23 protein-coding genes are annotated in these 23154 nt (G+C 63.5%); 12 read left to right on the top strand and 11 right to left on the bottom strand.

Features of this window, described 5'->3' with window-relative positions; translation table 11 throughout:
* A complete protein-coding gene (locus NHH73_26795; GenBank protein ID USX26130.1) occupies positions 1-498 on the top strand; it encodes a hypothetical protein in 498 nt (165 codons plus the stop codon).
* A 155-nt stretch (positions 499-653) separates the two neighbouring features.
* Here NHH73_26795 and NHH73_26790 read toward each other — a convergent pair whose 3' ends face one another.
* A complete protein-coding gene (locus NHH73_26790) occupies positions 654-1097 on the bottom strand; it encodes a GNAT family N-acetyltransferase (GenBank protein ID USX26129.1) in 444 nt (147 codons plus the stop codon).
* Positions 1098-1229: 132 nt separating this feature from the next.
* Positions 1230-1829 (bottom strand): TetR/AcrR family transcriptional regulator, encoded by a 600-nt coding sequence (locus NHH73_26785; protein ID USX26128.1) that lies wholly within the window; start codon positions 1827-1829, stop codon positions 1230-1232.
* An 87-nt stretch (positions 1830-1916) separates the two neighbouring features.
* On the opposite strand from NHH73_26785, the gene NHH73_26780 reads away from it, so the two are divergent.
* Positions 1917-3062, top strand: a complete 1146-nt coding sequence (locus NHH73_26780) for an aldo/keto reductase (GenBank protein ID USX26127.1) — start codon at positions 1917-1919, stop codon at positions 3060-3062.
* Here NHH73_26780 and NHH73_26775 read toward each other — a convergent pair.
* Genes NHH73_26775 through nhaR form a run of 3 tightly spaced genes read right to left on the bottom strand, consistent with a single transcriptional unit; the run spans position 3059 to position 4910 of the window.
* Positions 3059-3580, bottom strand: a complete 522-nt coding sequence (locus tag NHH73_26775) for a hypothetical protein (protein USX26126.1) — start codon at positions 3578-3580, stop codon at positions 3059-3061. The genes NHH73_26780 and NHH73_26775 overlap by 4 nt on opposite strands.
* The gene (locus tag NHH73_26770; protein USX26125.1) at positions 3577-3942 is read right to left on the bottom strand and encodes a GFA family protein; all 366 of its coding nucleotides are present in this window, start codon (positions 3940-3942) and stop codon (positions 3577-3579) included. Before NHH73_26770 ends, NHH73_26775 begins: the two co-directional genes overlap by 4 nt.
* A gap of 56 nt (positions 3943-3998) precedes the next feature.
* Positions 3999-4910 carry a transcriptional activator NhaR gene (gene nhaR / locus NHH73_26765; protein USX26124.1) on the bottom strand — a complete coding sequence of 304 codons (912 nt, stop codon included), beginning with the start codon at positions 4908-4910 and terminating at the stop codon, positions 3999-4001.
* Between the two features lie 110 nt (positions 4911-5020).
* On the opposite strand from nhaR, the gene NHH73_26760 reads away from it, so the two are divergent.
* The 4 genes from NHH73_26760 to NHH73_26745 all read left to right on the top strand — a co-directional run bounded on the left by NHH73_26760 (position 5021) and on the right by NHH73_26745 (position 8115).
* Positions 5021-6073 carry a DUF475 domain-containing protein gene (locus NHH73_26760; protein ID USX26123.1) on the top strand — a complete coding sequence of 351 codons (1053 nt, stop codon included), beginning with the start codon at positions 5021-5023 and terminating at the stop codon, positions 6071-6073.
* 115 nt (positions 6074-6188) lie between these two features.
* Positions 6189-6764 (top strand): TerD family protein, encoded by a 576-nt coding sequence (locus NHH73_26755; GenBank protein USX26122.1) that lies wholly within the window; start codon positions 6189-6191, stop codon positions 6762-6764.
* A gap of 33 nt (positions 6765-6797) precedes the next feature.
* Positions 6798-7496, top strand: coding sequence for a TIGR00266 family protein (locus NHH73_26750; protein ID USX26121.1), 699 nt, complete (start codon positions 6798-6800; stop codon positions 7494-7496).
* Between the two features lie 37 nt (positions 7497-7533).
* Positions 7534-8115, top strand: a complete 582-nt coding sequence (locus NHH73_26745; protein USX26120.1) for a TerD family protein — start codon at positions 7534-7536, stop codon at positions 8113-8115.
* A gap of 86 nt (positions 8116-8201) precedes the next feature.
* On the opposite strand, the gene NHH73_26740 is transcribed toward NHH73_26745, so the two are convergent.
* The gene (locus tag NHH73_26740) at positions 8202-9524 is read right to left on the bottom strand and encodes a porin (protein USX26119.1); all 1323 of its coding nucleotides are present in this window, start codon (positions 9522-9524) and stop codon (positions 8202-8204) included.
* A 200-nt stretch (positions 9525-9724) separates the two neighbouring features.
* Here NHH73_26740 and NHH73_26735 point away from each other — a divergent pair, with 200 nt between their 5' ends.
* The 6 genes from NHH73_26735 (at position 9725) to NHH73_26710 (ending at position 16548) form a co-directional block, all read left to right on the top strand.
* A complete protein-coding gene (locus NHH73_26735) occupies positions 9725-11146 on the top strand; it encodes a DHA2 family efflux MFS transporter permease subunit (protein USX26118.1) in 1422 nt (473 codons plus the stop codon).
* A 15-nt stretch (positions 11147-11161) separates the two neighbouring features.
* Positions 11162-11980: an HDOD domain-containing protein gene (locus tag NHH73_26730; GenBank protein ID USX26117.1), complete on the top strand. Its 819-nt coding sequence runs from the start codon at positions 11162-11164 to the stop codon at positions 11978-11980.
* 134 nt (positions 11981-12114) lie between these two features.
* Positions 12115-12879, top strand: coding sequence for a FadR family transcriptional regulator (locus NHH73_26725; GenBank protein ID USX26116.1), 765 nt, complete (start codon positions 12115-12117; stop codon positions 12877-12879).
* A gap of 227 nt (positions 12880-13106) precedes the next feature.
* A complete protein-coding gene (kdgD, locus tag NHH73_26720) occupies positions 13107-14018 on the top strand; it encodes a 5-dehydro-4-deoxyglucarate dehydratase (GenBank protein ID USX26115.1) in 912 nt (303 codons plus the stop codon).
* An 80-nt stretch (positions 14019-14098) separates the two neighbouring features.
* Complete coding sequence (locus NHH73_26715) at positions 14099-15673, top strand: aldehyde dehydrogenase (NADP(+)) (protein ID USX26114.1); 1575 nt, start codon at positions 14099-14101, stop codon at positions 15671-15673.
* Positions 15661-16548, top strand: coding sequence for an SMP-30/gluconolactonase/LRE family protein (locus tag NHH73_26710; protein ID USX26113.1), 888 nt, complete (start codon positions 15661-15663; stop codon positions 16546-16548). Before NHH73_26715 ends, NHH73_26710 begins: the two co-directional genes overlap by 13 nt.
* A gap of 69 nt (positions 16549-16617) precedes the next feature.
* On the opposite strand, the gene NHH73_26705 is transcribed toward NHH73_26710, so the two are convergent.
* The 5 genes from NHH73_26705 to NHH73_26685 form a co-directional block, all read right to left on the bottom strand.
* Positions 16618-17337: an NAD(P)-binding domain-containing protein gene (locus NHH73_26705; protein ID USX26112.1), complete on the bottom strand. Its 720-nt coding sequence runs from the start codon at positions 17335-17337 to the stop codon at positions 16618-16620.
* A gap of 110 nt (positions 17338-17447) precedes the next feature.
* Positions 17448-19007, bottom strand: a complete 1560-nt coding sequence (locus tag NHH73_26700) for a pectinesterase family protein (GenBank protein ID USX26111.1) — start codon at positions 19005-19007, stop codon at positions 17448-17450.
* 8 nt (positions 19008-19015) lie between these two features.
* Complete coding sequence (locus NHH73_26695) at positions 19016-20860, bottom strand: glycoside hydrolase family 28 protein (protein ID USX26110.1); 1845 nt, start codon at positions 20858-20860, stop codon at positions 19016-19018.
* A 10-nt stretch (positions 20861-20870) separates the two neighbouring features.
* Positions 20871-22298 (bottom strand): pectinesterase family protein, encoded by a 1428-nt coding sequence (locus tag NHH73_26690; protein ID USX26109.1) that lies wholly within the window; start codon positions 22296-22298, stop codon positions 20871-20873.
* Positions 22295-23107, bottom strand: a complete 813-nt coding sequence (locus tag NHH73_26685; protein ID USX26108.1) for a rhamnogalacturonan acetylesterase — start codon at positions 23105-23107, stop codon at positions 22295-22297. The genes NHH73_26690 and NHH73_26685 overlap by 4 nt, the downstream gene beginning before the upstream one ends.
* Between the last annotated feature and the right edge of the window lie 47 nt (positions 23108-23154).

The following is a 23154-nucleotide window of genomic DNA, read 5'->3' as shown; positions in this document are numbered from 1 at the left end:
ATGAAAACACATGCGACCACGACCCTGTCGAGATTCAGTCTGCTGGCGCTCTGCATGTCTTGGCCTTTGCTCTCCCACGGGGCCAATGCGCTGCCCCGGTATTTGACGGGCACCTGGGGGACGGCGGAATCCCTGTACGCCGGTGAGACAGGGCAAACTGAATTGCTTTTATTGGCGGACGGATTCGGTGCGATGCAGGGCTCGACGCCGCCCGCCTCACGGATCGACGGTAGCGATGACGGAAAGGCGGCTCCGCGCGCGATCATCGGCTTTCCGCTGCGCGCGACGGCCGATGGCGATACGATCACGGCCAAGCCGTTCCTGCCTGGCGGACAGCAGGCGGCGGAAATGGCGCGTATTGCCATTTCCTGCCGTTACGAGGCGGCAGGTCCCACTCTCACTTGCATAGGGCCGAGCGGCGTCCCGATGGTGATGAGCCGGCGCAGCGATACCGTGGCGCCCGAGGCGGCAAAAATAATCGAGGCCCTCCGGCCGTGAAAAACATGTCCGATCCTGCCGCCGGCATGCCGATGGCGAATCGTGTCTGGACGACTGTCGCTGCATGTGGCGGAGTCAAATTTAAACGCGCGACAATTTTATGAGTGAAGCGGATTCACCGTTACCGGCATGGAGAATCGACACTACAACGGCACTTAGCTACGTGAAAATGTCGTCGCCGTGCGTGTAAGACGGAACCCCGCATCGCGATCGTTCAACACGCTTCGAGTCCATCCCTGGCCTGTATAGAATCTGTCGGCCCGCGTGTCTTTCGACGTGCTCAAATGAACGCTATCGTGACCGAGCGCGAACAGCCAATCGACGGCTTCCTGCAGCAAGCGCTTGGCGATTCCCCTGCCTTCGTGGTCCTGCGAGACAAACAAAGCCCAGATCGATGCGTCGGTCTTGTCGGCGTAGGAAAAGCCGACCACGGCGCCGTCCACTTCCGCGACCCAGCCGCGCCCCAGCAGTTCCAGATAGTCCCGATACATCTGCCCGGTTACCCGGCTCGGATCGGACAGTATGTTTTCCTTGACGCTTAAACGAATGGTCGACATCGCTGGAATGTCGAGGAGGGTGGCTTGTCTGATATTTATCATTCGAAAATCGTATCACGTTCCCTCGGCGCCGCTTAAATAGAATTTTCCCCTGTGCCACTCCACATCCAGCATGCGCTGTAACAGCGCGCCGGCGACTTGCGCGCTCGCTAATGAGAAGCCGCAGCGCTTCTTTCACGGCCACGCCCGCATCGCGGTCTCGGCCACCTTTAACAATTTGCCCCGCGCCGCGCCGTCCCGCGCGAGGGTGGACATGCCCTGAATGACGCCCATCGTCAGGCCGGCCAGCGCGTCGGCGTCGGTGTCAGCGGGCAAATGGCCATGGCCGACCGACCAATCGATCTTGTCGCGCAGGCGCGCTTCGATGTCGCGCCGGATCGCGGCCAGCTCTTCCTTCACGTCGTTGGCGGCATCGGAGCAACTGATCGCCGAACTGGCCAGCAGGCAGCCGGGCGGGGTATTCGCTCCGGTGTAGCCGACCGCCGAGACGTTGAGCAGTTCGCGCGCCGCGTCACGCGCCGTGGGCGCATCGTCGATGATGCTAAAGGCCGTCACCGGGCCGGACATATACAAGGAGACCGCGTCAAGAAACAGGCCCTTCTTGTCGCCGAACGCCGAGTAAATGCTCGATGGCTTGACCTCCAGCGCGGCCGTCAGATCGTTGAGGGAGGTCGCCTCGTAGCCATGCCGCCAAAACAGCAGCATGGCCTTTTGCAGCGCCTGGTCACGGTCAAAGGACAGCGGTCGTCCCTTCTTGCGGTGCGTCTCGTTCATAATAATTGAGTGATCACTAGGAAATGTGTTGTGCCGACTTTGTATCTCGGCTATGATTTTCCTATCAATCACTCGGAAAGTAAAGCCATGCCCTTGACCGACTATCGCACCCTTGGACGTTCCGGCCTCGTCGTCAGCCCGTTCTGTCTCGGTACCATGACGTTCGGCACCGCCCGCTGGGGTTCGGGCGAAGGCGAATCGCGTGCTGTGTTCAACGCCTACGTGGAGGCGGGCGGCAACTTCATCGATACCGCCGACGTGTATTCCAGCGGGCGCAGCGAGGAGATGCTGGGTGCCTTCATCGCCGATGGCGCGTTGCGCGAGCGGATCGTGCTGGCGACCAAGGCGGGATTCGCGGATGGACAGGGACCCCACGCCGGCGGCAACGGCGCCAAGCATCTCCGCGCGGCGCTGGAGGCGTCGCTCAAGCGCCTGCGTACCGAGTATGTCGATATGTTCTGGATACACGTGTGGGATTCGGTCACGCCGGCGGAGGAGTTGCTGGAGACGATGGCGGCACTGGTTCGCTCGGGCAAGATCCGCTATTGGGGTATTTCCAACACGCCGGCCTGGTATATCGCCAAGCTGGCCACGTTGGCCGCCGTCAGGGGCCTGCCGGGGCCGATCGCGTTGCAGTATTTTTATTCGCTGGCCAATCGCGGTATCGAGGACGAGTTCGTGCCGCTGGCGGCGGAATTCGGCATGGGCATCGTGCCGTGGAGTCCGCTGGCGTTCGGCTTGCTGACGGGGAAGTACGACCGCACGGCCGTGGAAGGGGCGGCGCCGAGGGCGGGCGGATTGCCGCGCGAGGCGGCCCAGGCGGACGAGGCGCGGCCGGAAGGCGACAAGCGTCTGGACGGGTCGAATCCGTTTGGAGATACGCTTTTCACTGAGCGCAATTGGGCGATCGTCGACATGGTCAAGTCGGTGGCGCGGGAGACGGGGCTGAGCCCGGCGAAGGTGGCGCTGGCTTGGGTGACGGGCAGGGCGGGTGTGGCGTCGACATTGCTGGGCGTGAGCCGGGTGGAGCAGTTGGTCGATAACGTCGGGGCGTTGGCGTCGGTTTTGTCGCCGCAGCGTCTCGCGGCGCTCGATGCCGTCAGTGCGCCGGATCAGGCGATGTTGTATAGCTTGTTTACGCCGTCGTTGCGGCAGCATGCGGTGTTTGGCGGAAGTTCGGTGCAACCGCATGCGGCGTTGGCGGAGCGCGGCGGATTACGCCGTGCCGGCTAATCCGCCCTACGTGAATCCGTTGATTCGTGACTCAGCAACGACTCGAGGATCGAATCATTGCCTGGGGTGCGTCCGTCGAAGCGGCCTTTTTCGTAACGCTGGCAGCGGCCCACGGCTTGCTTGGCGGCCGTCCGGCCGTCTTTCAATGTCAGCGTGATCGTGCAGACGAATGGCTCGCCGATAGCCGCCCATCCCACGCCTGGCATTCGCAGGTCGGCGTTGAAGATCAACTCGACCTTGGCTTCCTCCAGCGACGCCAGCGGCATATCCTTTTTGATCGCCGCGCGCCGCAGGAATTCTCCATAATTGCGTGCGACTAAGTGTGCGATATTGGTTGGCGGACTTGTGGTGTGCTCAAGCAGGTTTAGTTGCACGCGGTGGTCCGCCGGCGCGTCGCGATACAGCAATCCAAGCGCCCACTGGCCGCCCACATCGTTATTGCGATGGATGAAAGAACTTGCCATGCCGTCAGCGATGTGTCTCAGCCTTTTGAGGCTGATCGTCGGCGAGTGGCTCATCTGGTCGGCAGCCAGCGCGGCTTGGTATCGACGAACAGTTCGCGCTCGACCGCGCCGTCGTATTCCGGTTCCATGGTTCCCAGCGTGAGGGCGATGCGGTCCGGGCTTTGCGTGCTGCGCCAGAATAAGGTGGAACCGCAGACGCTGCAAAAGCCGCGCCGGCCTTCGTCCGACGAGGCGTATTCCGTCACCAGGTCGGCGCCGCGCTCGAAGGCGAAGCCGGCGGTGCCGACGTTGGCGTAGGTGCCGGCCGCCGCGCCGTGCTGTTTCTGGCACATGGTGCAGTAGCAGTGGCTGGCGTGGAAAACCGGCCCCTCCGCGCGGTAGGCAACGCCGCCGCATAAGCAACTTCCTTTCAACATCGCGTCCTCCGGTTTAATCAGTCATCGATAAACTGTAACCGATTCGATAACGCCTGTCAGCTTGCCACCGCGAATGGTCCCCCGTGCACCGCCGACAGGATCGCCTCCACTGCGGGATGCTTGATCTTGCGGGCGTTGGAGATGGCGTAGAAATGCTCGCGCAGCTCCGGCGCGTCGCCCACCAGCACGGCGCCGAATTGCTCCTCGATATCCTGCGCCAGTGCCGACGTGGCGAAGAACAAACCCATGCCATTGCGCCCGAACGTGTTAAGCATGGCGTTGTCCTCGAACTCGCCGACGATTTCAGGCCGCACCTCGTGCTGCACCAGCCAGGCGTCGATGCGTCCGCGCAGCGCGTTGTTGCGCGTGGGCACGAGCAACGGCGCGTGGTTCAGGCTGGCGGGGAAGTTGGGGCGGTATTTTTCCGCCAGACGCGGCACGCCGAACAGCTTCATGTCGCTTTCACCGAGCAGGTGGCTAAACACCTTGAGGCTGCCGCCGGCGTGCACGGTGCGGTCCGTCAGCACGACGTCGAGCTTGCCCAGCGCCAAGTCCGCCAGCAAATCCTCGAATTCGGCCTCCATGCATACCAGCCGCACCTGCTTGCCCATTTCCTGGGTCGCTTGCAGCAGGCGGAAGGCGATCAGCTTGGGCAGCGAGTCGGAGATGCCGACGGTCAGCCGCATCTTGCCGGCCTCGGCCTCGTCGAGCGCGTCCTGCAATTGTTCGCCCAGCAGGAAGATCTGGTCGCAGTAGCTCAGCGCGAGCCTGCCGGCCTCGGTCGGCACCAGGCGCCGTCCCTGCGGTTCGAGCAATTGCTTGCCGACCGATTGCTCCAGCGACGCCAATTGCATGCTGATGGTCTGCACCGCCAGCCCCAGGCGCTCGGCCGCTCGCGTGACGCCGCCCTCCTTGGCCACCATCCAGAAAAAATACAGGTGCCGGAAATTCAATCCACTGGTCTTCATTGTACCGATCTTCTGTTTTTGCGAAGTAATACTTCAATTATCTTCTATTTTTAAATTGTCCGCACGCCTATACACTGCGCTACATCAACTTATAACTGGGGAAAAAATCAATGAAGCACTTTAGAATTTCCTTCCTGGTCAGCTTCATTTGCCTTGCGGCGGCTGGCTGGTGGGGATACACGCTGAACGGATGGCCTGGCGCCTTGTCCGCTTTCGGTGTCGCACTGATTCTGGCGGCGATGGAAGTGTCGCTGTCGTTCGATAACGCGGTGGTCAACGCCTCCGTACTGAAGGATTGGGACGAGTTCTGGCAAAAGCTGTTCCTGGGCCTGGGCATCATCATCGCCGTGTTCGGTATGCGGTTGCTGTTCCCGCTGGTCATCGTCGCCGTCGCGGCCGACATCGGCATTATGGATGTGTGGACCCTGGCGCTGAACGATCCCAAGACGTATTCGATGCACCTGACCAATCACCACGCGGAAGTGGCGGCATTCGGCGGCATGTTCCTGCTGCTGGTGTTCCTGAACTTCCTGCTGGACGAGGACAAGGAAGTGCACTGGCTGGGTAACTTCGAGAAGAAGCTCGGCTCGCTGGGCAAGGTCTCGTCGATCTCGGTGATGATTTCGCTGGGCGTGCTGATGGCCTGTATGGGCCTGGTGACCGAGGCGCAAAAGCTGGTGGTCCTGATTTCCGGCCTGTGGGGCATCCTGGTGTACGTCGGCGTCGACGCGATCAGCGGCCTGCTGGAGAAGGAAGAGTCGGGCGGCAGCGATGTCGGCGACATGGTCAAGAAGGGCGGTATCGGTGGTTTCCTGTACCTGGAAGTGCTCGATGCTTCGTTCAGCTTCGACGGCGTGATCGGCGCGTTCGCCATCACGACCGACGTCGTGATCATCATGCTGGGCCTGGCCATTGGCGCGATGTTCGTGCGCTCGATGACGGTGTACCTGGTCAAGAAGGGCACGCTGGACCAGTTCGTCTTCCTGGAGCACGGCGCGCACTATGCGATCGGTATCCTGGCGGCGATCATGCTGGCAAGTATGAAGTTCCACGTGCCGGAAATCTTCACCGGTCTGATTGGTATCGCCTTCATCGCCGCCTCGGTCTGGTCGTCGGTGCGCCACCGCCGCAAGGAAGCGGCCACCGCGGCGATCCCGGCGTAACGAGGTTGTAGTCAAACAAAGTTAGAGTTGTAACAGAACACGGCGGGTCGTTAAATACGGACACGACCCGCCGCCTGCAGTACCCAAGTCCGGTTTCTTTAAGGAGTATCACATTATGGCAATCAGTCTGCAAAAAGGCGGTAACGTTAATCTGAGCAAGGAAGCCCCGGGCCTGTCGCAAATCGTCGTCGGCCTCGGCTGGGACGCGCGCGCCACCGATGGCAGCGCCTTCGACCTGGACGGCTCGGCCTTCCTGTTGAAGGTCGACGGCAAGGTCCGCGCCGACAACGACTTCATTTTCTATAACAACCTGAAATCGTCCGACGGCGCTGTCACCCACTCGGGCGACAACCGCACCGGCGCCGGCGACGGCGACGACGAAACCGTCACCATCGACCTGACCAAGGTGCCGGCCGATGTCGAGCGCATCGCCATCTGCGTGACGATCCACGACGGCGACGCCCGCAAGCAAAACTTCGGCATGGTGCAGAAGGCGTACATCCGGACGGTCAACGCCAGCGGCAACGCCGAGATCGCCCGCTACGACCTGTCCGAAGACGGTTCGACCGAATCGGCGATGGTGTTCGGCGAGGTGTATCGTAACGGTACCGATTGGAAGTTCAAGGCCGTCGGCCAGGGCTTCAAAGGCGGTCTCGGCCCGCTCGCCGCCTCGTTCGGCGTGGGCGTTTAATTCAACTGATTTTTAACTGGAAAGGACTCAGTCATGCCAAAATTTTCGGTCACCGGTGATGTCGACCCGTTTCTGCACGTAACACTGGCGCAGGGAGAGAAGATCTACTGCGAATCGGATGCGATGGTCATGATGGAGGCGACGCTCGATTTGAAGGGCAAGGTCACCGGCGGCATCGGTGCGGCCATCATGCGGCGCTTCGCCAACGGTGAGTCCTTCTTCCAGCAACACATCGAAGCGGTGCGCGGCGGCGGCGATTGCCTGCTGGCGCCAACCTTGCCGGGCGCCATGCAGGTGCTCGACGTCGGCCAGGTGCAGTACATGCTGAGCGACGGCGCCTTTGTCGCCGCCACGTCCAACGTGGAACTGAAGGTGCGCACGCAAAGCCTGGGCAACGCCTTGTTCGCCCAGAGCGGCGGTTTCTTCATCACCGAAACCGCCGGCAGCGGCCAGGTGGCGGTGTCGGGCTTCGGCTCGATCTCGGAACTGGAGGTCACGCCCGGCAACGATGTGGTCATCGACAATTCGCACGTGGTGGCGTGGGATAACAGGCTGCGCTATGAAATCTCCGTCACCACCGGCGGCAACAGCGGCTTTTTGAGCAATCTGGTCAACAGCCAGACCAGCGGCGAAGGCATGGTGCTGCGCTTTTCCGGAACCGGAAAGATCCTGGTGTGCTCGCGCAACGGCGCGGCGTTCCGGGCTTGGGCCCAGCGCCCCGGGTCGCAGTAATCTATGATCGCCAATTAAACCAACTAAGGAGCACACAATGTCAGTCAATTTGAGCAAAGGCCAGAAGATCTCTCTGGAAAAAGAAGGCGGCGGCACACTGGGTAAGGTCACCATGGGCCTGGGCTGGGATGCCATCAAGAGCAAAGGTTTCCTGGGCTTCGGCGCCAAGACCGAGGCGGTCGACCTGGACGCCTCCGTCGTCATGTTCGATGAAGGCCAGCGCCCGGTGGACGTGATCTGGTTCCGCCAGTTGAAGAGCAAGGACGGCAGCATCGTCCACACGGGCGACAACCGCACCGGCGCCGGCGACGGCGACGACGAGCAGATCAACGTCGACCTGAACGCCGTGCCGGCCAACGTCAAGAGCCTGGTGTTCACCGTCAACAGCTTCACCGGCCAGACTTTCGCCCAGGTCGAGAACGCGTACTGCCGCCTGCTGGATGCGTCCAACGGCAAGGAAGTGGCGCGTTTCAATTTGTCCGTGCAGGGTCCGCACTCGGCGCAGATCATGGCCAAGGTGTACCGTCACAACGGTGAGTGGAAGATGCACGCGATCGGCGAAAACGGCAACGGCCGTACCTTCGACGACCTGCTGCCGCAGATCGCCGCGCACCTGTAATGAATTGGGGCGCATGCGTCCCGATAATGAGTTGTACCCGCAGTTGAAGCGGAGCACCGTACCGGCGGTGCTCCGTTTTTTTACGTTTAAAACGCGTGGCGGATGCCGAGGCTGACGATGGTGGTCTTGGCGTCGAGGTTCTGGCCGGCGCCGGCGAACAGCGGCACTTCCTGCGAACCCAGCGGCAGCAGCAGCGCGCCCGGACCGCCGGCGATCGGCAGTGGCGTGATGGCGCCACGGACGATGTTGCCGCGCTTGTCCTTGACGCCGCCGACACGGGTGTAGAGCGCGGTGCGCTTGGAGAAGTTGTAGTCCAGGCCGAACATCAGGCCGCGCTCGCGTCCGCGCGTGTAGTTGGTGAAGCGCGTGTCGAGCAGGTGCGCGCTGACGTCGACCTGGCCGATGGCCTGTTTGATCGTCGCGCCCCAGGTGTTGACGGTCGGATCGGTGTTGCCGCCCAGGTTGAACTTGCCCTGATGGCCGACAAAGGCGACGGTGGTGCCGGTGCCGGCGAAGATGTACTTGAACGACGCCATGTAGGCGCGATAATTCTCGACGGTAAACAGCGGCACCAGGTTGGTGCCCGAGACCACGCCCAGCGGCACGCCGCCGAAATCGTTGCGGTGGTAGGAGGCGAGCGCGGTCAGGCTCTCGCCGCGCCAGGCCAGCATGGCGCCGACGGCGCGGCCGCGGTCGTCGGTGGTTTCAGCGCCGGCGGTCAGGCCGCCGACGATTTGTCCGGTGGCGGCGGTGGCCACCGGCGTGCTGGCGGTGGCGACGGAGCGCGCGGCGCTGACGCCGCTGCCGACGCCGGCGTTGGTCGAGAACGAGGCGATCGCCGTCCATGGCCCCTGTTTGACGGCATAGCTGACCTGGTTGTCCTGGAATGTTTGCAAGGTGTTCACGGCCAGGCCTGCGCTGAACAGGTCGGTGCTGCCGATCGCTTCCGGCGTGACCAGGTAATAGGCGATCAGCATCGGGCTGGCCTGGCGGCCGAGTTTGACTTCGCCGACCGGCGTGGTCAGGCCGACGTAGGCCTGGCGGCCGAAGATGCGGCCGTCGTTGGCGACGCCGCCGTTGTCGAGCGTGAGGCCGCCTTCGAGCACGAACAGGCCGCGATAGCCGCCGCCCAGGTCCTCGACGCCGCGCATGCCAAAGTTACTCTGCCGCGTGTGCGACGGGCTGACCCGCACCGAGGTGCTGGCCGGCGAGGCGATCGCGTTCGGAATCGGCGTCGTGCCGCGCAGTCCGAACAAGGTGCCCTGGACGTTGCCTTCGCCTTTTTCGATGCGGTCGACGCCGACATCAAGGGTACCGTAGAGGGTGACGGACGATTGCGCGAGAGCGTGCCCCATGGCAAGGAAGGCGAGCGCGGACAGGCATGCTGCGGATGCGGCGGTTCGTTTCATATTCTTGTCTCCAGATTTTTTATAGTGGCTATCAAAACCGACCATATGCTCGGTCGTGTTGACGTTTTAAGTGTAGAGCAACATGCCGTGTGTTACGCACAGTTGTCATTAAAAGAAGGCGCGGTGCGTATAATTTGTGTACCGCAAACAACGCCCGTTTATTCCATGCTTACTTCCCGCCGATTCTCCAAGGCCTGCGCGTGAGCGGGCACGCCGCACAGCCGGCGGCCGGCAAATGGATCGCGCTGCTGGTGGCCGGCGCCTTCTTCATGGAGAACCTGGACGGCACCATCATCACCACCGCGCTGCCGGACATCGCCAAATCGTTCGGCGTGGCGCCGCTGGCGCTGAACATCGGGGTCAGCGCCTACCTGCTGACCTTGGGCGTGTTCATCCCGATCAGCGGCTGGGTGGCCGAGCGGCTGGGCGCGCGCCGCGTCTTCGCGGCGGCGCTGACGATCTTCACCTTGGCTTCGGTGCTGTGCGGCATGGCCGACAGCGTGACCGAATTTGTCTGTCTGCGCGTGCTGCAAGGCGTGGGCGGGGCGATGATGGTGCCGGTCGGACGCCTGCTGGTGCTCAAGAACACCCCCAAGGAAAAGCTGATCGGCGTGATTGCCACCCTGACCTGGCCGGCGCTGGTGGCGCCGGTGCTGGGGCCGCCGGTGGGGGGCTTCATCGCCAGCTACCTGTCGTGGCGCTGGATCTTCTATCTCAATCTCCCGCTCGGCGTGATCGCGCTGGCGCTGGCCTTGTGGCTGATTCCCGAGCAGCGCGCGGAGACCCGGCGCCCCTTCGATTGGCCCGGCTTCGTGCTGAGCGCGGGCGGCGTGCTGTTGCTGACATGGGGCGCCGAGTCGGTCGGCGGCGCCAACCCGGACTGGTTCGAGGCGCTCTCCTGCATGACCGCCGGCGCCGTCATGCTGGCGGCGATGGTCTGGCACCTGCGCCGCGCCGCCCATCCGCTGATCGACCTGGGTGCGTTCGCCATTCCGACCTTCGCCATTACCCTGGTCGGAGGCTCGCTGTTCCGCATGGCGATCGGCGCCGTGCCGTTCCTGCTGCCGCTGATGTTCCAGCTCGGCTTCGGACTGGACGCCTTCCAGTCCGGGCTGCTGGTGGTGGCCGTCTTCGCCGGCAACCTGATGATGAAGCCGGCCACCACGCCCATCCTGCGGCGCTTCGGCTTCAAGCCTGTGCTGCTGGTGAACGGCTTGGCCAATGTCGCCTCGCTGGCGGCGTGCGCGCTGCTGTCGCCTGCCACGCCGGTGTGGCTGATCGCCGCCGTGCTGTTCGTCGGCGGGCTGACGCGCTCGATGCAGTTCAGCGCCCTGAACACGCTGGCCTTCGCCGACGTGCCGCAGCAGCGCATGGCCGCCGCCAATACCTTGTTCAGCACCTCGTTCCAGGTGGCGGTGGGCCTCGGCATCGCGATGGGGGCGGGCGGGGTGCGGCTGGGCCACTGGAGCGCACAGCGGCTGGGCATCGCCGACTGGCCGGCCATCGAGTACCGGCTGGCGTTTTTGCTGGTGGCGCTGGTCAGTTTGCTGGCCATGCTGGACGCGATGTTCCTCAAAGCGGACTCAGGCGCACAAGTTGTTACAAAGCGGCGTGACCTTTAACGCTATAATCTTGCTATGGAAAAACTAAAAGACATCTCGCAGATTGTTACGCAAGCCTCACGCGGCGAGTTGGTCTTTCCTACCAGCGTCAACGCCGCGTTGCGGCTGCAATTTGCGCTGGCCGATCCCGATTGCGACACCGAAGACGTGATCCGCAAGGTGCTGGCCGAGCCGTTGCTGGCGGCGCGCACCGTGGCGCTGGCCAATGCGGTGGTGTTCAACCGTGGCGGCGTGCCGGTCACCAGCGTGCGCTCGGCCGTGGCGCGGGTGGGCTACCGCCACCTGTACACGATGGCGGCGGCGATGGTGGTGCGCCAGTTCGGCAGCCGCATCCGCGACCCCGGCCTGCGCGCCAAGGCCGAACAGCTGTGGCGCCACACGGCCCACGTGGCGGCGCTGTCCCACGTCATCGCCCGCAAGCTGACCGCCACCGACGCCGACACGGCGATGTTCGCCGGCATCGTGCACGAGGCCGGCGGCTTTTACCTGCTGTCGCGCGCCGATGAGATTCCCGGCCTGCTGGACGATCCGGCCGACTGGATGGGCGCCGCGCACGAAATCATCACCCGCGAGATGATGAAGAAGATGGCGATCCCCGAACCGGTGAGCCTGGCCATCGTCTCGCTGCGCGGGGCAACCTTGACGCCGCCGCCGCTGGGCCTGCGCGATACCTTGCTGATCGCCAAGGGGCTGGCGCCGGTGGCGTCGCCATTCTCGCCCATGCAGGAGCACGCCGGCCTGGCCGGCTTCATCGACGATAACGCGGCGCTGGAGCAGATGCTGTCCGAATCGGCGGAAGAGGCCTCCTCCATGAGCGCGGCGCTGCTGGTGTAGGGGAGGGCCGCCCACACCCTGTGGCGAAAACGATGTACAGGCCATCATTTTTGTCGAAACTCTGGCAATATGCACATCGCACGACCCTCATAGGCGATAATGCCGAATAGTCGTCATACAACAAGCCATCAGCCATGAGTCAAACCGCAGCAGTCCCATCGCCCGCCGCGCCGGCGCCCTTGCCCAAGAAGAAGCACCGCAACCTCGCCCAAGGCGTGGTGGAGAGCTTCACCCACAGCATCCAGGCCGGCACCCTGAAACCGGGCGAGAAACTGCCGACCGAATCGGTGATCATGGAAATGCACGGCGTCAGCCGCACGGTGGTGCGGGAGGCCATCTCCCACCTGCAGGCGGCCGGACTGGTGCAAACCCGCCACGGCATCGGCACCTTTGTGCTGGAACCGCAACCGGCCAACCTGCGCATCTCGTCCGACACCATCCGCACCCTGGGCGACGTGCTGGCCATCCTGGAACTGCGCATCAGCCTGGAAACCGAGGCCGCGTGGCTGGCGGCCAGCCGCCGCAGCGAAGAGCAGATGCAGGAAATGGGCGTGGTGCTCAGGCGCATCCAGGAGTCGCAAACCCGTCCCGGCTCGGTCGAGTCGGACGTCAAATTCCATCAGCTGATCGCCCAGGCCACCGGCAACCGGTATTTCGTCGATATCCTGAGCGACCTGGGCAACACCATCATCCCGCGCACGCGCGTCGATTCGGCGTCGCTGGCGCACGACGATCCGGTGGTGTACCAGGAGCGCGTCAACCGCGAGCATGACGATATTTACAACGCCATCCTGCGCAAGGATGCCGAGGCGGCCCGCGCCGCCATGCGCACCCACCTGAGCAACAGCCGCGAGCGCCTGCGCCGCGCGCAAGAGGATATCGCCGCCAAGAACGGCTGAGGGGCGAAGGGGGGGGGGCGTGGCCTTTGCCCGGCTCCGGCCGCTGTTGCGGCCGGTGTTACGGCCGGCTCCGGCGCCACGGGAGCAACGCTAGTGCCGGCGATCGGCGAGTTTTCGCTAAATCGCTTGCTCCCTTCCGAATATGGTTGTACGATGTCATACAACACGCGACGGGAAGCCCGTCGAACTTCCCCTTCACACAATAGACGTCGATTATTGGAGACCTTATGCAACCGAATGACCTGAAAAAAATCCTTTCCTCTGGCCTGCTGTCGTTCCCGATCACCGACTTCGATGCCGAAGGCAACTTCCGTAAGTCGACCTATATCGAGCGCCTGGAATGGCTGGCACCGTACGGCGCGACCGCGCTGTTCGCCGCCGGCGGCACCGGCGAGTTCTTCTCGCTGACCCCGAACGAATACACCGACATCATCAAGACCGCCGTCGATACCTGCGCCGGCCAAGTGCCGATCCTGGCCGGTGTCGGCGGTCCGACCCGCGTCGCCGCCGCCTACGCCAAGGAAGCCGAGCGCGTTGGCGCCGCCGGCCTGCTGCTGCTGCCGCACTACCTGACCGAAGCGTCTCAGGACGGCCTGATCGAGCACGTCGCCGAAGTCTGCAAGGCCACCAAGCTGGGCGTTGTGGTGTACAACCGCGCCAACTGCCGTCTGACCGCCGATTCGCTGGCCAAGCTGGCCGACCGTTGCCCTAACCTGATCGGCTTCAAGGACGGCGTCGGCGACATCGAACTGATGGTCTCGATCTGGCGCAAGATGGGCGACCGTTTCAGCTACCTGGGCGGCCTGCCAACGGCCGAAGTGTACGCGGCGGCCTACAAGGCGCTCGGCACTCCGGTATACTCGTCGGCGGTGTTCAACTTCATGCCGAAGCTGGCGATGGACTTCTACCACGCGGTCGCCTCGGACAACCACGCCGAACAAAACCGCATGCTGGACGAGTTCTTCCTGCCGTACCTGGAGATCCGCAACCGCAAGGCCGGCTACGCCGTCAGCATCGTCAAGGCCGGCGCCCGCCTGGTCGGCCACGACGGCGGTCCGGTGCGCGCACCGCTGACCGACCTGACCGCCGAAGAATGCGACATGCTCGACAAGCTGATTCGCAAGCAAGGCGCGCAATAATCCGGTAAGCTAGCGTCATACAACGTCATACAACATAAAGCGCGGCTGGTCCGCGCTTTTCACACATCTAAGGAGTCGATATGCAAGTAGCTGGCGAAATGATCATTGGCCGCAGCGCCGTTGTGGGTAAAGAAGGCACGATGAAGGCGATCGATCCATCGCGCAACGTTGAAATCGAACCGGCGTTCGGCTTGGCCGGCGCCGCCGACCTGGCGCGCGCCTGCGAACTGGCCGATGCCGCGTTCGACGTCTACCGCGCCACCGGCCTGGAAGCGCGCGCCAAGTTCCTCGAAACCATCGCCGACCGCATCATGGATCTGGGTCCGACGCTGATCGAGCGCGCGATGACGGAAACCGGCCTGCCGCAAGCCCGTCTGGAAGGCGAGCGCGGTCGCACCTGCAATCAACTGCGTTTGTTCGCCAAAGTCGTGCGCGACGGCCGCTTCCAGTCGGCCACGCTCGACAGCGCGCTGCCGGAACGCACCCCGCCGCGCAGCGACCTGCGCCTGCGCAAAATCGGCCTGGGCCCGGTCGCCGTGTTCGGCGCCTCGAACTTCCCGCTGGCGTTCTCGGTGGCCGGCGGCGACACCGCCTCGGCACTGGCTGCCGGTTGCCCGGTCGTCGTCAAGGCCCACTCGGCCCACCTGGGCACCTCGGAACTGGTCGGCAAAGCCGTCGCCAAGGCCGCTGAAGAATGCGGCATGCCGGAAGGCGTGTTCTCGATGCTGATCGGCTCCGGCCAGACCATCGGCCAGGCTTTGGTGAGCCACCCGGCCATCAAGGCGGTAGGCTTCACCGGCTCGCGCGCCGGCGGTATCGCCCTGATGAAAACCGCCGCCGAACGCAAGGAACCGATCCCTGTGTACGCTGAAATGAGCTCGATCAATCCTGTGTTCCTGCTGCCGGGCGCGCTGGACAACGTCAAACTGCCGCAAGCTTTCGCCGACTCGCTGACGATGGGCGCGGGCCAGTTCTGCACCAACCCTGGCCTGCTGATCGGCCTGAAAAGCGACAAGCTGCAAGCCTTCGTCGCCGCCGCCGCCGGCTCGCTGGGCGCCAAGCCTGCCGCCACCATGCTGACCCCGGGCATCCACAAAGCCTACGTCAACGGCGTCAAGGGCCTGGCAAGCATCGAAGGTGTTTCGCAAGAAGCCGCCGGCCTGACCACCGAAGCGCCATGCGCCGCGCAAGCCTTCCTGTACCAGGTCGATGCTAAAACCTTCCTGGGCAATCCAGCGCTGGAAGGCGAAATCTTCGGACCAACCTCGCTGCTGGTGGTCGCCAACGACGAAGCCGAACTGCTGGCCGTGGCCGAACACGTCGAAGGTCAACTGACCGCCGCCGTCCACGCCACCGCCGACGACCGTCAACTGGCCGCGCGCCTGATGCCGGTGCTGGAACGCAAAGTGGGCCGCATCCTGTTCAACGGCTTTGGCACCGGCGTGGAAGTTTCGCACGCCATGGTGCACGGCGGCCCGTTCCCATCGACCTCGGACAGCCGTTCGACGTCGGTTGGCGCCGGCGCCATCGACCGCTTCCTGCGCCCTGTTTGCTACCAGGACGTGCCTTCCTACCTGTTGCCTGAGTCGCTGGCTGACGAAAATCCGCAAAAGCTGCCGCGCATCGTCAACGGTGACCTGGTATGGAACGCGTAAGCGACATCCAATGCGCGGTGGGCGAAAGCCCAACGTGGAATGCGGCGGAATCGGCCTTTTACTGGACCGATATCCCCGCCAAGCGTGTCTGGCGCCTGGACCTCGCGTCCGGCGCCACGCGTTTCTGGACCCTGGATGAAATGGCCGGCTGTGTCGCGACCAGGGCCGGTGGTGGCCTGATCGCCGGCATGGAGACGGGCGTGTTCAAGCTCGATCTGGGCGAAGGACCCGCCGCCGTCGCAACCAAGGTGGCGACACCGTCGGTGGAGTCGGGGGCACTCGGCGAGGGCAAGCGCTTCAACGACGGTCGCTGCGACCGTCAGGGGCGCTTCGTGGCCGGCACCATGTTCATGGACATGTCGGCCAATCGTCCGGTCGGAAAGCTGTTCCGCTACGATGCGGTGCATGGTATTTCGGCGCCGCTGGTGGTGGAGCTGCTGACGCAGAACGGCACCGCGTTTTCGGCGGACGGACGCACGATGTACCTGTCGGATTCGCATCCGCTGCGGCGCATGGTGTGGGCATTCGACTACGATATCGCCGACGGCGTGCCGTCGAACCAGCGCGTGTTTGCCGATTTGACGAAGGAAGTCGGTCGCCCGGACGGCGCTGCGGTCGACGCCGACGGCTGCTACTGGGTCGCCGGCAACGACGGCGGCTGCCTGCTGCGTTTCACCCCGGACGGCAAGCTCGATCGCCGCCTCGAGGTGCCGATGAAGAAGCCGTCGATGTGCTCCTTCGGCGGCAAGGATCTGGACACGATGATCGTCACGTCCATCCCGTCCGGCAAGCCGGAGGACGCGGAGTGGGGCGGGGCGGTGCTGCTGCTGCGGCCCGGCGTCAAAGGGCTGGCGGAAACGCCGTTCGCATCATGATAAAAGGGCAGACGCCTTATAGCGTCTGCCCTTTTTCAATTCGCCGTGTGAGCACAGCGGCAAGTTACTTTAGTTCGAGCCCTTTGCAGCCATCTCACGTTCCAGTTTGGCGTGATTGGCCAGGTACTCAGCGTGTTGCGCTTCGGTGCGCTTTGGCCCCAGCTTGTTGAAAAGCTCAGTCAGTTTGTCGGCGGTCAGATCGGCGCCGTAGGCTGGCGTACCCGGTTGCTGACGCCACGACTCGTGCAGGCTGCCGTCATCGACGGCGTCAAAGCCCAGTTCCTCGACCAGCGCCATGACTTTTTGCTTGGCCGCGGCGTCGTCGCTGGCGACCGGCAGTGCAACACGGCCTGCCGTGCCTTTGGGCAGACCCTTGGTTGGGATGTGTTCGGCGTGGATATTGTTAAACACCTTCACCACCTTACGGCCCAAGTGCTGCTGCACCCATTCGCTTTCGGTGAGCTCACCGGTTTCCAGCTCCGGAATACGGCCGTCGCGAAGGATAGGGTAATAGTTACTCGTGTCAATAATCGGCACGCCGGCTGCAACACCGGTAAACAGGTCCTTTGGTAAATCAGGAATGTTTTTGAGAGGAATGGTGACCACGAGAATTTCGCCATAACTGGCGGCTTCCTGGATCGTGACAGGCTGCGCTCCGGTTTTTTGCGCGACGTCATTCAATGTTTCTGGCCCGCGCGAGTTGGCGATGTGTACCGAGTGACCAAGCTTGGTCAGCTGCATGGCAAGGGCGCTGCCGATATTACCTGCACCAATGATTCCGATTTTCATATAATTCTCCATGTGTCCATCAAACAAAGTTGAAAAACTAGCTTGATGTTACACACCAACCTTGCAGTGTGTCGGTACGGTTCTGCACGGTCAGATCGGGGTCAAGTCTGTCATTCGGACACGGGCCCGTCTGTTGTTGGCGGCGCCCAGCCGCCCAACACCCACGACGGCGTGCTGTAGTTATTTATCAGCTCCGCATCCCGCTCCCTCGTCAGTTGGCGCGAGGCCGGATGGCGCTTGCTGACATCGACCGGCGTGCCATCGACATTGCGGCTGTTGTACTCCCAGAAGCGTACGTTGGAAGCGTCGCCGCCTAGCTCGCCCCAGCCTTGCGGACTGACGCCGCTCAACGTGGCATTGATCAGAACCGCCTCCGCATACGGATAACCCTTGCCCTTGTTGACAGGAGAGCGCGCAAGGTGCGGCTGGCCATCGCCAATGGCGCTGAAGCGGCAATCGACGAACACATTTCCGTGGTTGGCGGACGTATTGCGTATCCACATAAACGGCCCACGCGATTCGATCTCGCAGCGGCGGAAGAACGCCGGTCCGCGTCCGAGGATGGTATCGCCGTGGCCGATGATCTTCACACCCTTCAGATAGGTGCTGCCGTTGACCTGCAACGCGTCGCCGGAGCCGATGACGGTGACATCGCTGACCATGTTTTCCTCACCCGTGATCAGCAAGCCTTCCGCCTGCCCCTCCAATGTCGTCTGCAGCGTCATGTTCTTCAGATGGACGCCTTTGACGTTGTCGGCGGCGAAGGCCGCGCGGCGGGACGGAAAAGTGCCGGGCGCTTCGTTGGTGCTGATATTGGCCGGATGCGGATTAAATACCTCGTTGTTGGCATAGTGGACCCGCACCTTGCTGCGATGCTCGCCCTCGATTGTCAGGTTCGACTTGCGCCGGAAATAGACGATCTCCTCGTAGTCGCCGTTGTGCACGAAGATCGTGGTGCGCCGCGCGGGATGGTCCGGAACGAAGTCCAGCGCGCCTTGCACGGTATTGAAATCGCCGCTGCCATCGGCGTTGACCGTCACGCGTTCGATGTCCGCGCGGGGCGGCATGGCCTTGGTGCTAAAACCCCATGCCTTCTTTCCGCTGATGCCCTTGAAGCCGACGATCACGCCCGGATCGATCTGCACGTAATAGCGCTTGCCGTAGTCAAGCAGATTGTGATGCGGGTAGATGGTCGCAGTGTTCCCCCTGACGATCACGGGATGGAAGTGGAAGCCGTCCGTAAAGCCCCCGATGATGGTCAACTGGTAGCTGTCCGGCGTGGGCTCGGCGCCGGCCGAAGGCATCCCCGCCCTGGTATTGGCATTGGTGCGGCGCGGCCCGTCCGGATAAGGGTAGGGCGTTGCCAGATATGGCGCGGCCGGCAGCTTGGTGCGTTCGGTCGGACCGGCCGGAATGGCAAGGTCCAGCGTATCGACAAGCCGGTCGTCCGCCGCATCGTAAATGCGGATGCGGCCGGACTTGCCGAGCATCGGTGGCTGCGCGAAACGCAGCACCAGATGGGTATCCGGATTGACGTTGCGCGCGCCGCTGGCCGGTAAGGCCAGTGGCGCCACTTCCAGCGCCAGGGCGGGCGCCACGGCGGCCGGCAACGTCATGGCGGCCAGCAGCGCCGGCAGCCTCCTTAGTACAGCGCGCCGGTCGATTGCCATGGCTATCCTCAGGCGTTGAGCGTGGTGTTGTGGACCTTGCCGCCGATGGTGACGTTTTTCAAGGTCAGGCCTTTGACGTTGTACAGGAACCAAGGCTGCGCGGCGTTGACCGGGGCGCCGAAATCGCAGTCGGTGATGGTCACGTCGGTCACCGGCACCACCGGCGGCATCGGGCCCGGACCGTTGTAGTCCGACGCTACAGGTCCCAGTATCACGATCGCCTGGAAGCACGACGCGGTCTTGCCATCCTTGGTCACGTTGCCGACCTTGATGTTGGAGATATGGATGTTCGACACCACCGGCGGGCGGGTACGCACGTTGTCGCTGATCGGCGTGTAGTCGCAATCGAAGGTGACGATGGCGCCGGCCGCCGTTGCCACGGTCTTCGACTGGATCGGCGACCCTGGCAGCGACGCGTAGAACGATGGCGACAGCTGCACGCCATTCGGTACAGTGCAATCGCGCACGTAGAAATTGCGCAGGTAGCCGCCGCGATTCATGTTGGTCTTCATGCGGATCGCGGTGTTGAGCGGGTTGGTCTTCCAGTTGGCGTTTTCGAACACCAGCTTTTGAGCGAACACGTTCTGGATGCCGCCGGCCATCTCGCTGCCCAGGGTCACGCCGCCATGGCCGCTGTGCATGATGCAGTTCTGGATCACGATATTCTGCGACGGGCCGAATTGCGTGTCCAGGTCCTTGCCGGCCTTGATGGCGATGCAGTCGTCGCCTGTGTCGAAGGTGCAGCCATCGACCAGCACGTGGTCGCAGGCCTCCGGATCGAAGCCGTCGCTGTTGGGGCCATGGCTTTCGCAGTGCACCTTGCGGATGACGAAATTGCGGCAGTGGACCGGGTGGTGCATCCAGAACGGCGTGCGCGTCACGTGATAACCCTGCAGCAGCACGTTGGTGCAGCCGATCAGCTGGATCATCGGCGGACGCAGATAGTGGCCGACGCCGAACACGCGCTTCGACAGCGGCACGCCCGCTTCGGACAACGCCGGCAGATACTGCGCGTCGGCGCGCCACCGCTGGCCTTCACCCTGGATCAGCAGGCGCTCGGCCTCGGTCAGGTTCGGCGCGACCGTCGCCAGCGACATGGCGTTGAGCGGGTTCTCCGTATTCTCCGACATTTTGCCGGCCTTGAAGTTGGGCGTGGTGCCCTGGCCAATGGAGTTGATGGTTTTTTGCTTGCCCTTCCAGGTCCACCAGCAGTCACCTTCGTCGTTGAACGGCACGCCGCCCTGGCCGTCCAGGGTGCTGGTCCAGTCGTCGCCGGTCAGCGCGATGTTGTGCTGGTTGTAGGCGTAGATCATCGAAGAATAATTCAGCACGTCGTTGCTCTGCCAGCGCGAGATCGACAGCTTGCCATGCTTGCCGCAATCGATGTCGCCGTACTTGGCGTAGTCCTCCGGCTTGTGGCTGAAGTAGACGTGGGCCTTGGCGCTCAGGTGCACGTTCACGTTCGACAGCAGCACGATCGGGCCGGCGCAGTACCAGTCGCCGGCCGGGATGACGACGCGGCCGCCGCCGGCGTCGCTACAGGCCTTGATGGCGTCGCGGATGGCGGCGTAGCAGTCGGGCGATCCGGCCACCGGGGTGTCGATGGTGTCCTGTTCCTCGAACGAGATCCAGGCCTTGACCTTGGACAGCTTGCAGGTCCTGGCGCCGTAGGCGGTGATGTCGAAATCCTGTTTGCGGAACTTGAGCGGCCTGGAGACGTGGTCGACGATCGCTTGCGCCTGCAGCCATGGATCGGGCGCGGTGGCGGCACTGGCGGTAACGGGAAGGCCGAGCGTCAGGCCGGCGGCCGGCAGGGCTTTCATCAAACTGCGGCGCTGGGTATTGATAGACATGCTGTGTTCCTTATTCGTCCTGATTGTTGAATTCACCGATGAAGATATCGGCGGGAGTAGGTTTTGCGGTGTAGCCGAGATCCCTGACCGGGTCGATGCCGGCCTTGATCAAATTGTTCCAGTAGTCGTCCGAGTTGTATTGCGCCGGACGGTAAGACAGGGCACCTGGCTTGTTCCAGTCCGACCAAGGCTTGCCGCGGTTGATATGGGCGCCTATGCGGGAATTGAGCACGACCATCTTGCCGACCGCCTCCAGGGATACGCGGGCAACGGTGCCGGTCGGCGCCTGATAGCCGTTGGTGTCGCCCAGGAGACAGGCGTAGCCCTCGGTCGGCACCGGTGCGTACGGCGTGCAGCGGGAGCTGTGGAACCACTGGCGCAGCAGGTAGAACGTGCCTCGCCGCGCGTTGGCCGAGCCGTCGTGCGTGAAGCGGCAGTTGTCGAAGACGAAGCCGTATTTGGTTTTCAAATGCGTGTCCGGCGCCGCGACATACGACAGGCCACGGTCGCCGATCGATTTGATCTCGGTTTGGTAAAAGTAGGCGGTGCTGTCGCCGAAAATGAAATCGACGTCGCCTTCGATATAGGACTTGTTGAAGAAGCTGCGCGAAGTGCTGCCGATGCGCGGCGACTTGAGGTACAGCGTGTCCTGGAAGCCGATCAGGCGGATGTTCTCGAATTGCGCCTTGTCCGCGCCGTCCACCTGCAACGCCAGGGCCTGGTGGTGCACGTTGTTGACGTTCGGGAGCGATTCCGCCCTGGCATTGCCGATGTCCTTGTTGTAGCCGTTTTCGAATGTCAGGTTGCGCGCCTGGAAGCCGTTGTTTTGTACCCAGACGGTGGCGGTGCCGAAGGTGCCGATGACCGCGCGGTCCTTGATCGTCGCGTACATCGCCTGCGCGTCCGGCGCCGCTTTGGCGAACTGCGCGCCGTATTGCGCGGCGTAGGCGGCGCCGGTGATCGAGGCATCCAGCTTGGCGGTGACGGTGGCGGCGACGGGGTCCTTGCCGTCGCCATACATCGTCAGCGGCGCGGTGCTGGCGGGGACGTAGACCAGCTCCTGATAGGTCCCGGGTTTGACCAGCATGTACAGGCGCCTGGCCGGATACGCGGCGCTATCGAGCACCGCGCGGTTGACCGCCTGCTGGATGGTGTTGAACGTTTTCACGCCGTCCGCCTTCGCGGCCTGGTCGACGATGTAGTTGGGCGTGAACGCGGCGCCCTTGGCCAGCGGGTCGGCCAGCGGGTCCCAGGGATCGACGATTTCCTTGCCGGCGGCGCCGACGTACTTGAGCACTTCGCCGTAAGCGAATTGTCTGGCTTGCGCGGCGCTCAGTTGTGGGCGGGTGCTCGAGGCCACGGCCTGCGACTGCCCCGCCCACGCGCCGCTGGCAACCATCAGCGCTGCGGCGGCAAAAACCGAATGCGCCAGCTTCACTGTTCGCCCTCGCGCTTGAACATGCCCGCGCTTTCCGGCACGGCGCGCTTCATCTCCTCCACCACCATGTTGGAGAAAAACGCGGCGCCTTTCGGGCCGACGTGGGTGCGGTCGAAGGCGGATTTGGCGGCGCCGGCGACTTCCACCTTGCCGGCGGCCGGCGCCGGTGCGGCTTCGGCGGTTTTCTCCGGACGCGGGGCCATCGCCAGCGTGTCGGCTTCGTCCTGGCCCATCGCCTGCACGGCGGCGTAGCTGTCGGCGTTCAGGTCCAGCAGCGGCACGCGCTGGGCGGCGGCGGTGGCGCGGATCACGTCGGCCCATGGCTGCAGATTGTTTTCCAGGACGTTCTCCTTGAAGGTACGGCGCGTCAGCGGCGTGACCAGCACGGGAACGCCGCCAAGCGCTTTCACTTCCTGCGCGTAGCGGGCCATATTGACCGGGAATTCGGTTTTGAGATCGGTCGAGCGGCCGGGTTTTCCCGGCTGGTCGTTATGGCCGAACTGGATCAGCACATAGGTGGCGCGATAGGCGGCGCTGCCGCGCAGCAGTCCCTCGACCTCGTCCCAGCGGCCCTCGGCGCGGAAGCTGCCGGAGCTGCGACCGCCCCGGGCCAGGTTGATGCAGGTGTTCGAACGTTGCACGCGGGCGCAGAAGGCGTCGCCGTAGCCGCTGTTGTTGGCCATCGTCGAATCGCCGACGAGGATGAAGCGCACCGGTTTAACCACCGGCGGCGCGGCGTCGGCGGCGTGGGCGGCATGGGCGCACATCGACAAGGCGACGGCGGCGAGAAAGCTGAACGGGAGTTTCATAGGGTTCTCGAATAAAAAAAGGCGCCGGCCGCAATCGCTGCGGTCCG

It is taken from the genome of Oxalobacteraceae bacterium OTU3CINTB1 (assembly GCA_024123955.1).
In the GTDB taxonomy this organism is placed as follows: Bacteria; Pseudomonadota; Gammaproteobacteria; order Burkholderiales; family Burkholderiaceae_D; genus Rugamonas.
The sequence above is the reverse complement of the archived record's forward strand: the minus strand, read 5'-3'. Positions and strand labels throughout refer to the sequence as shown.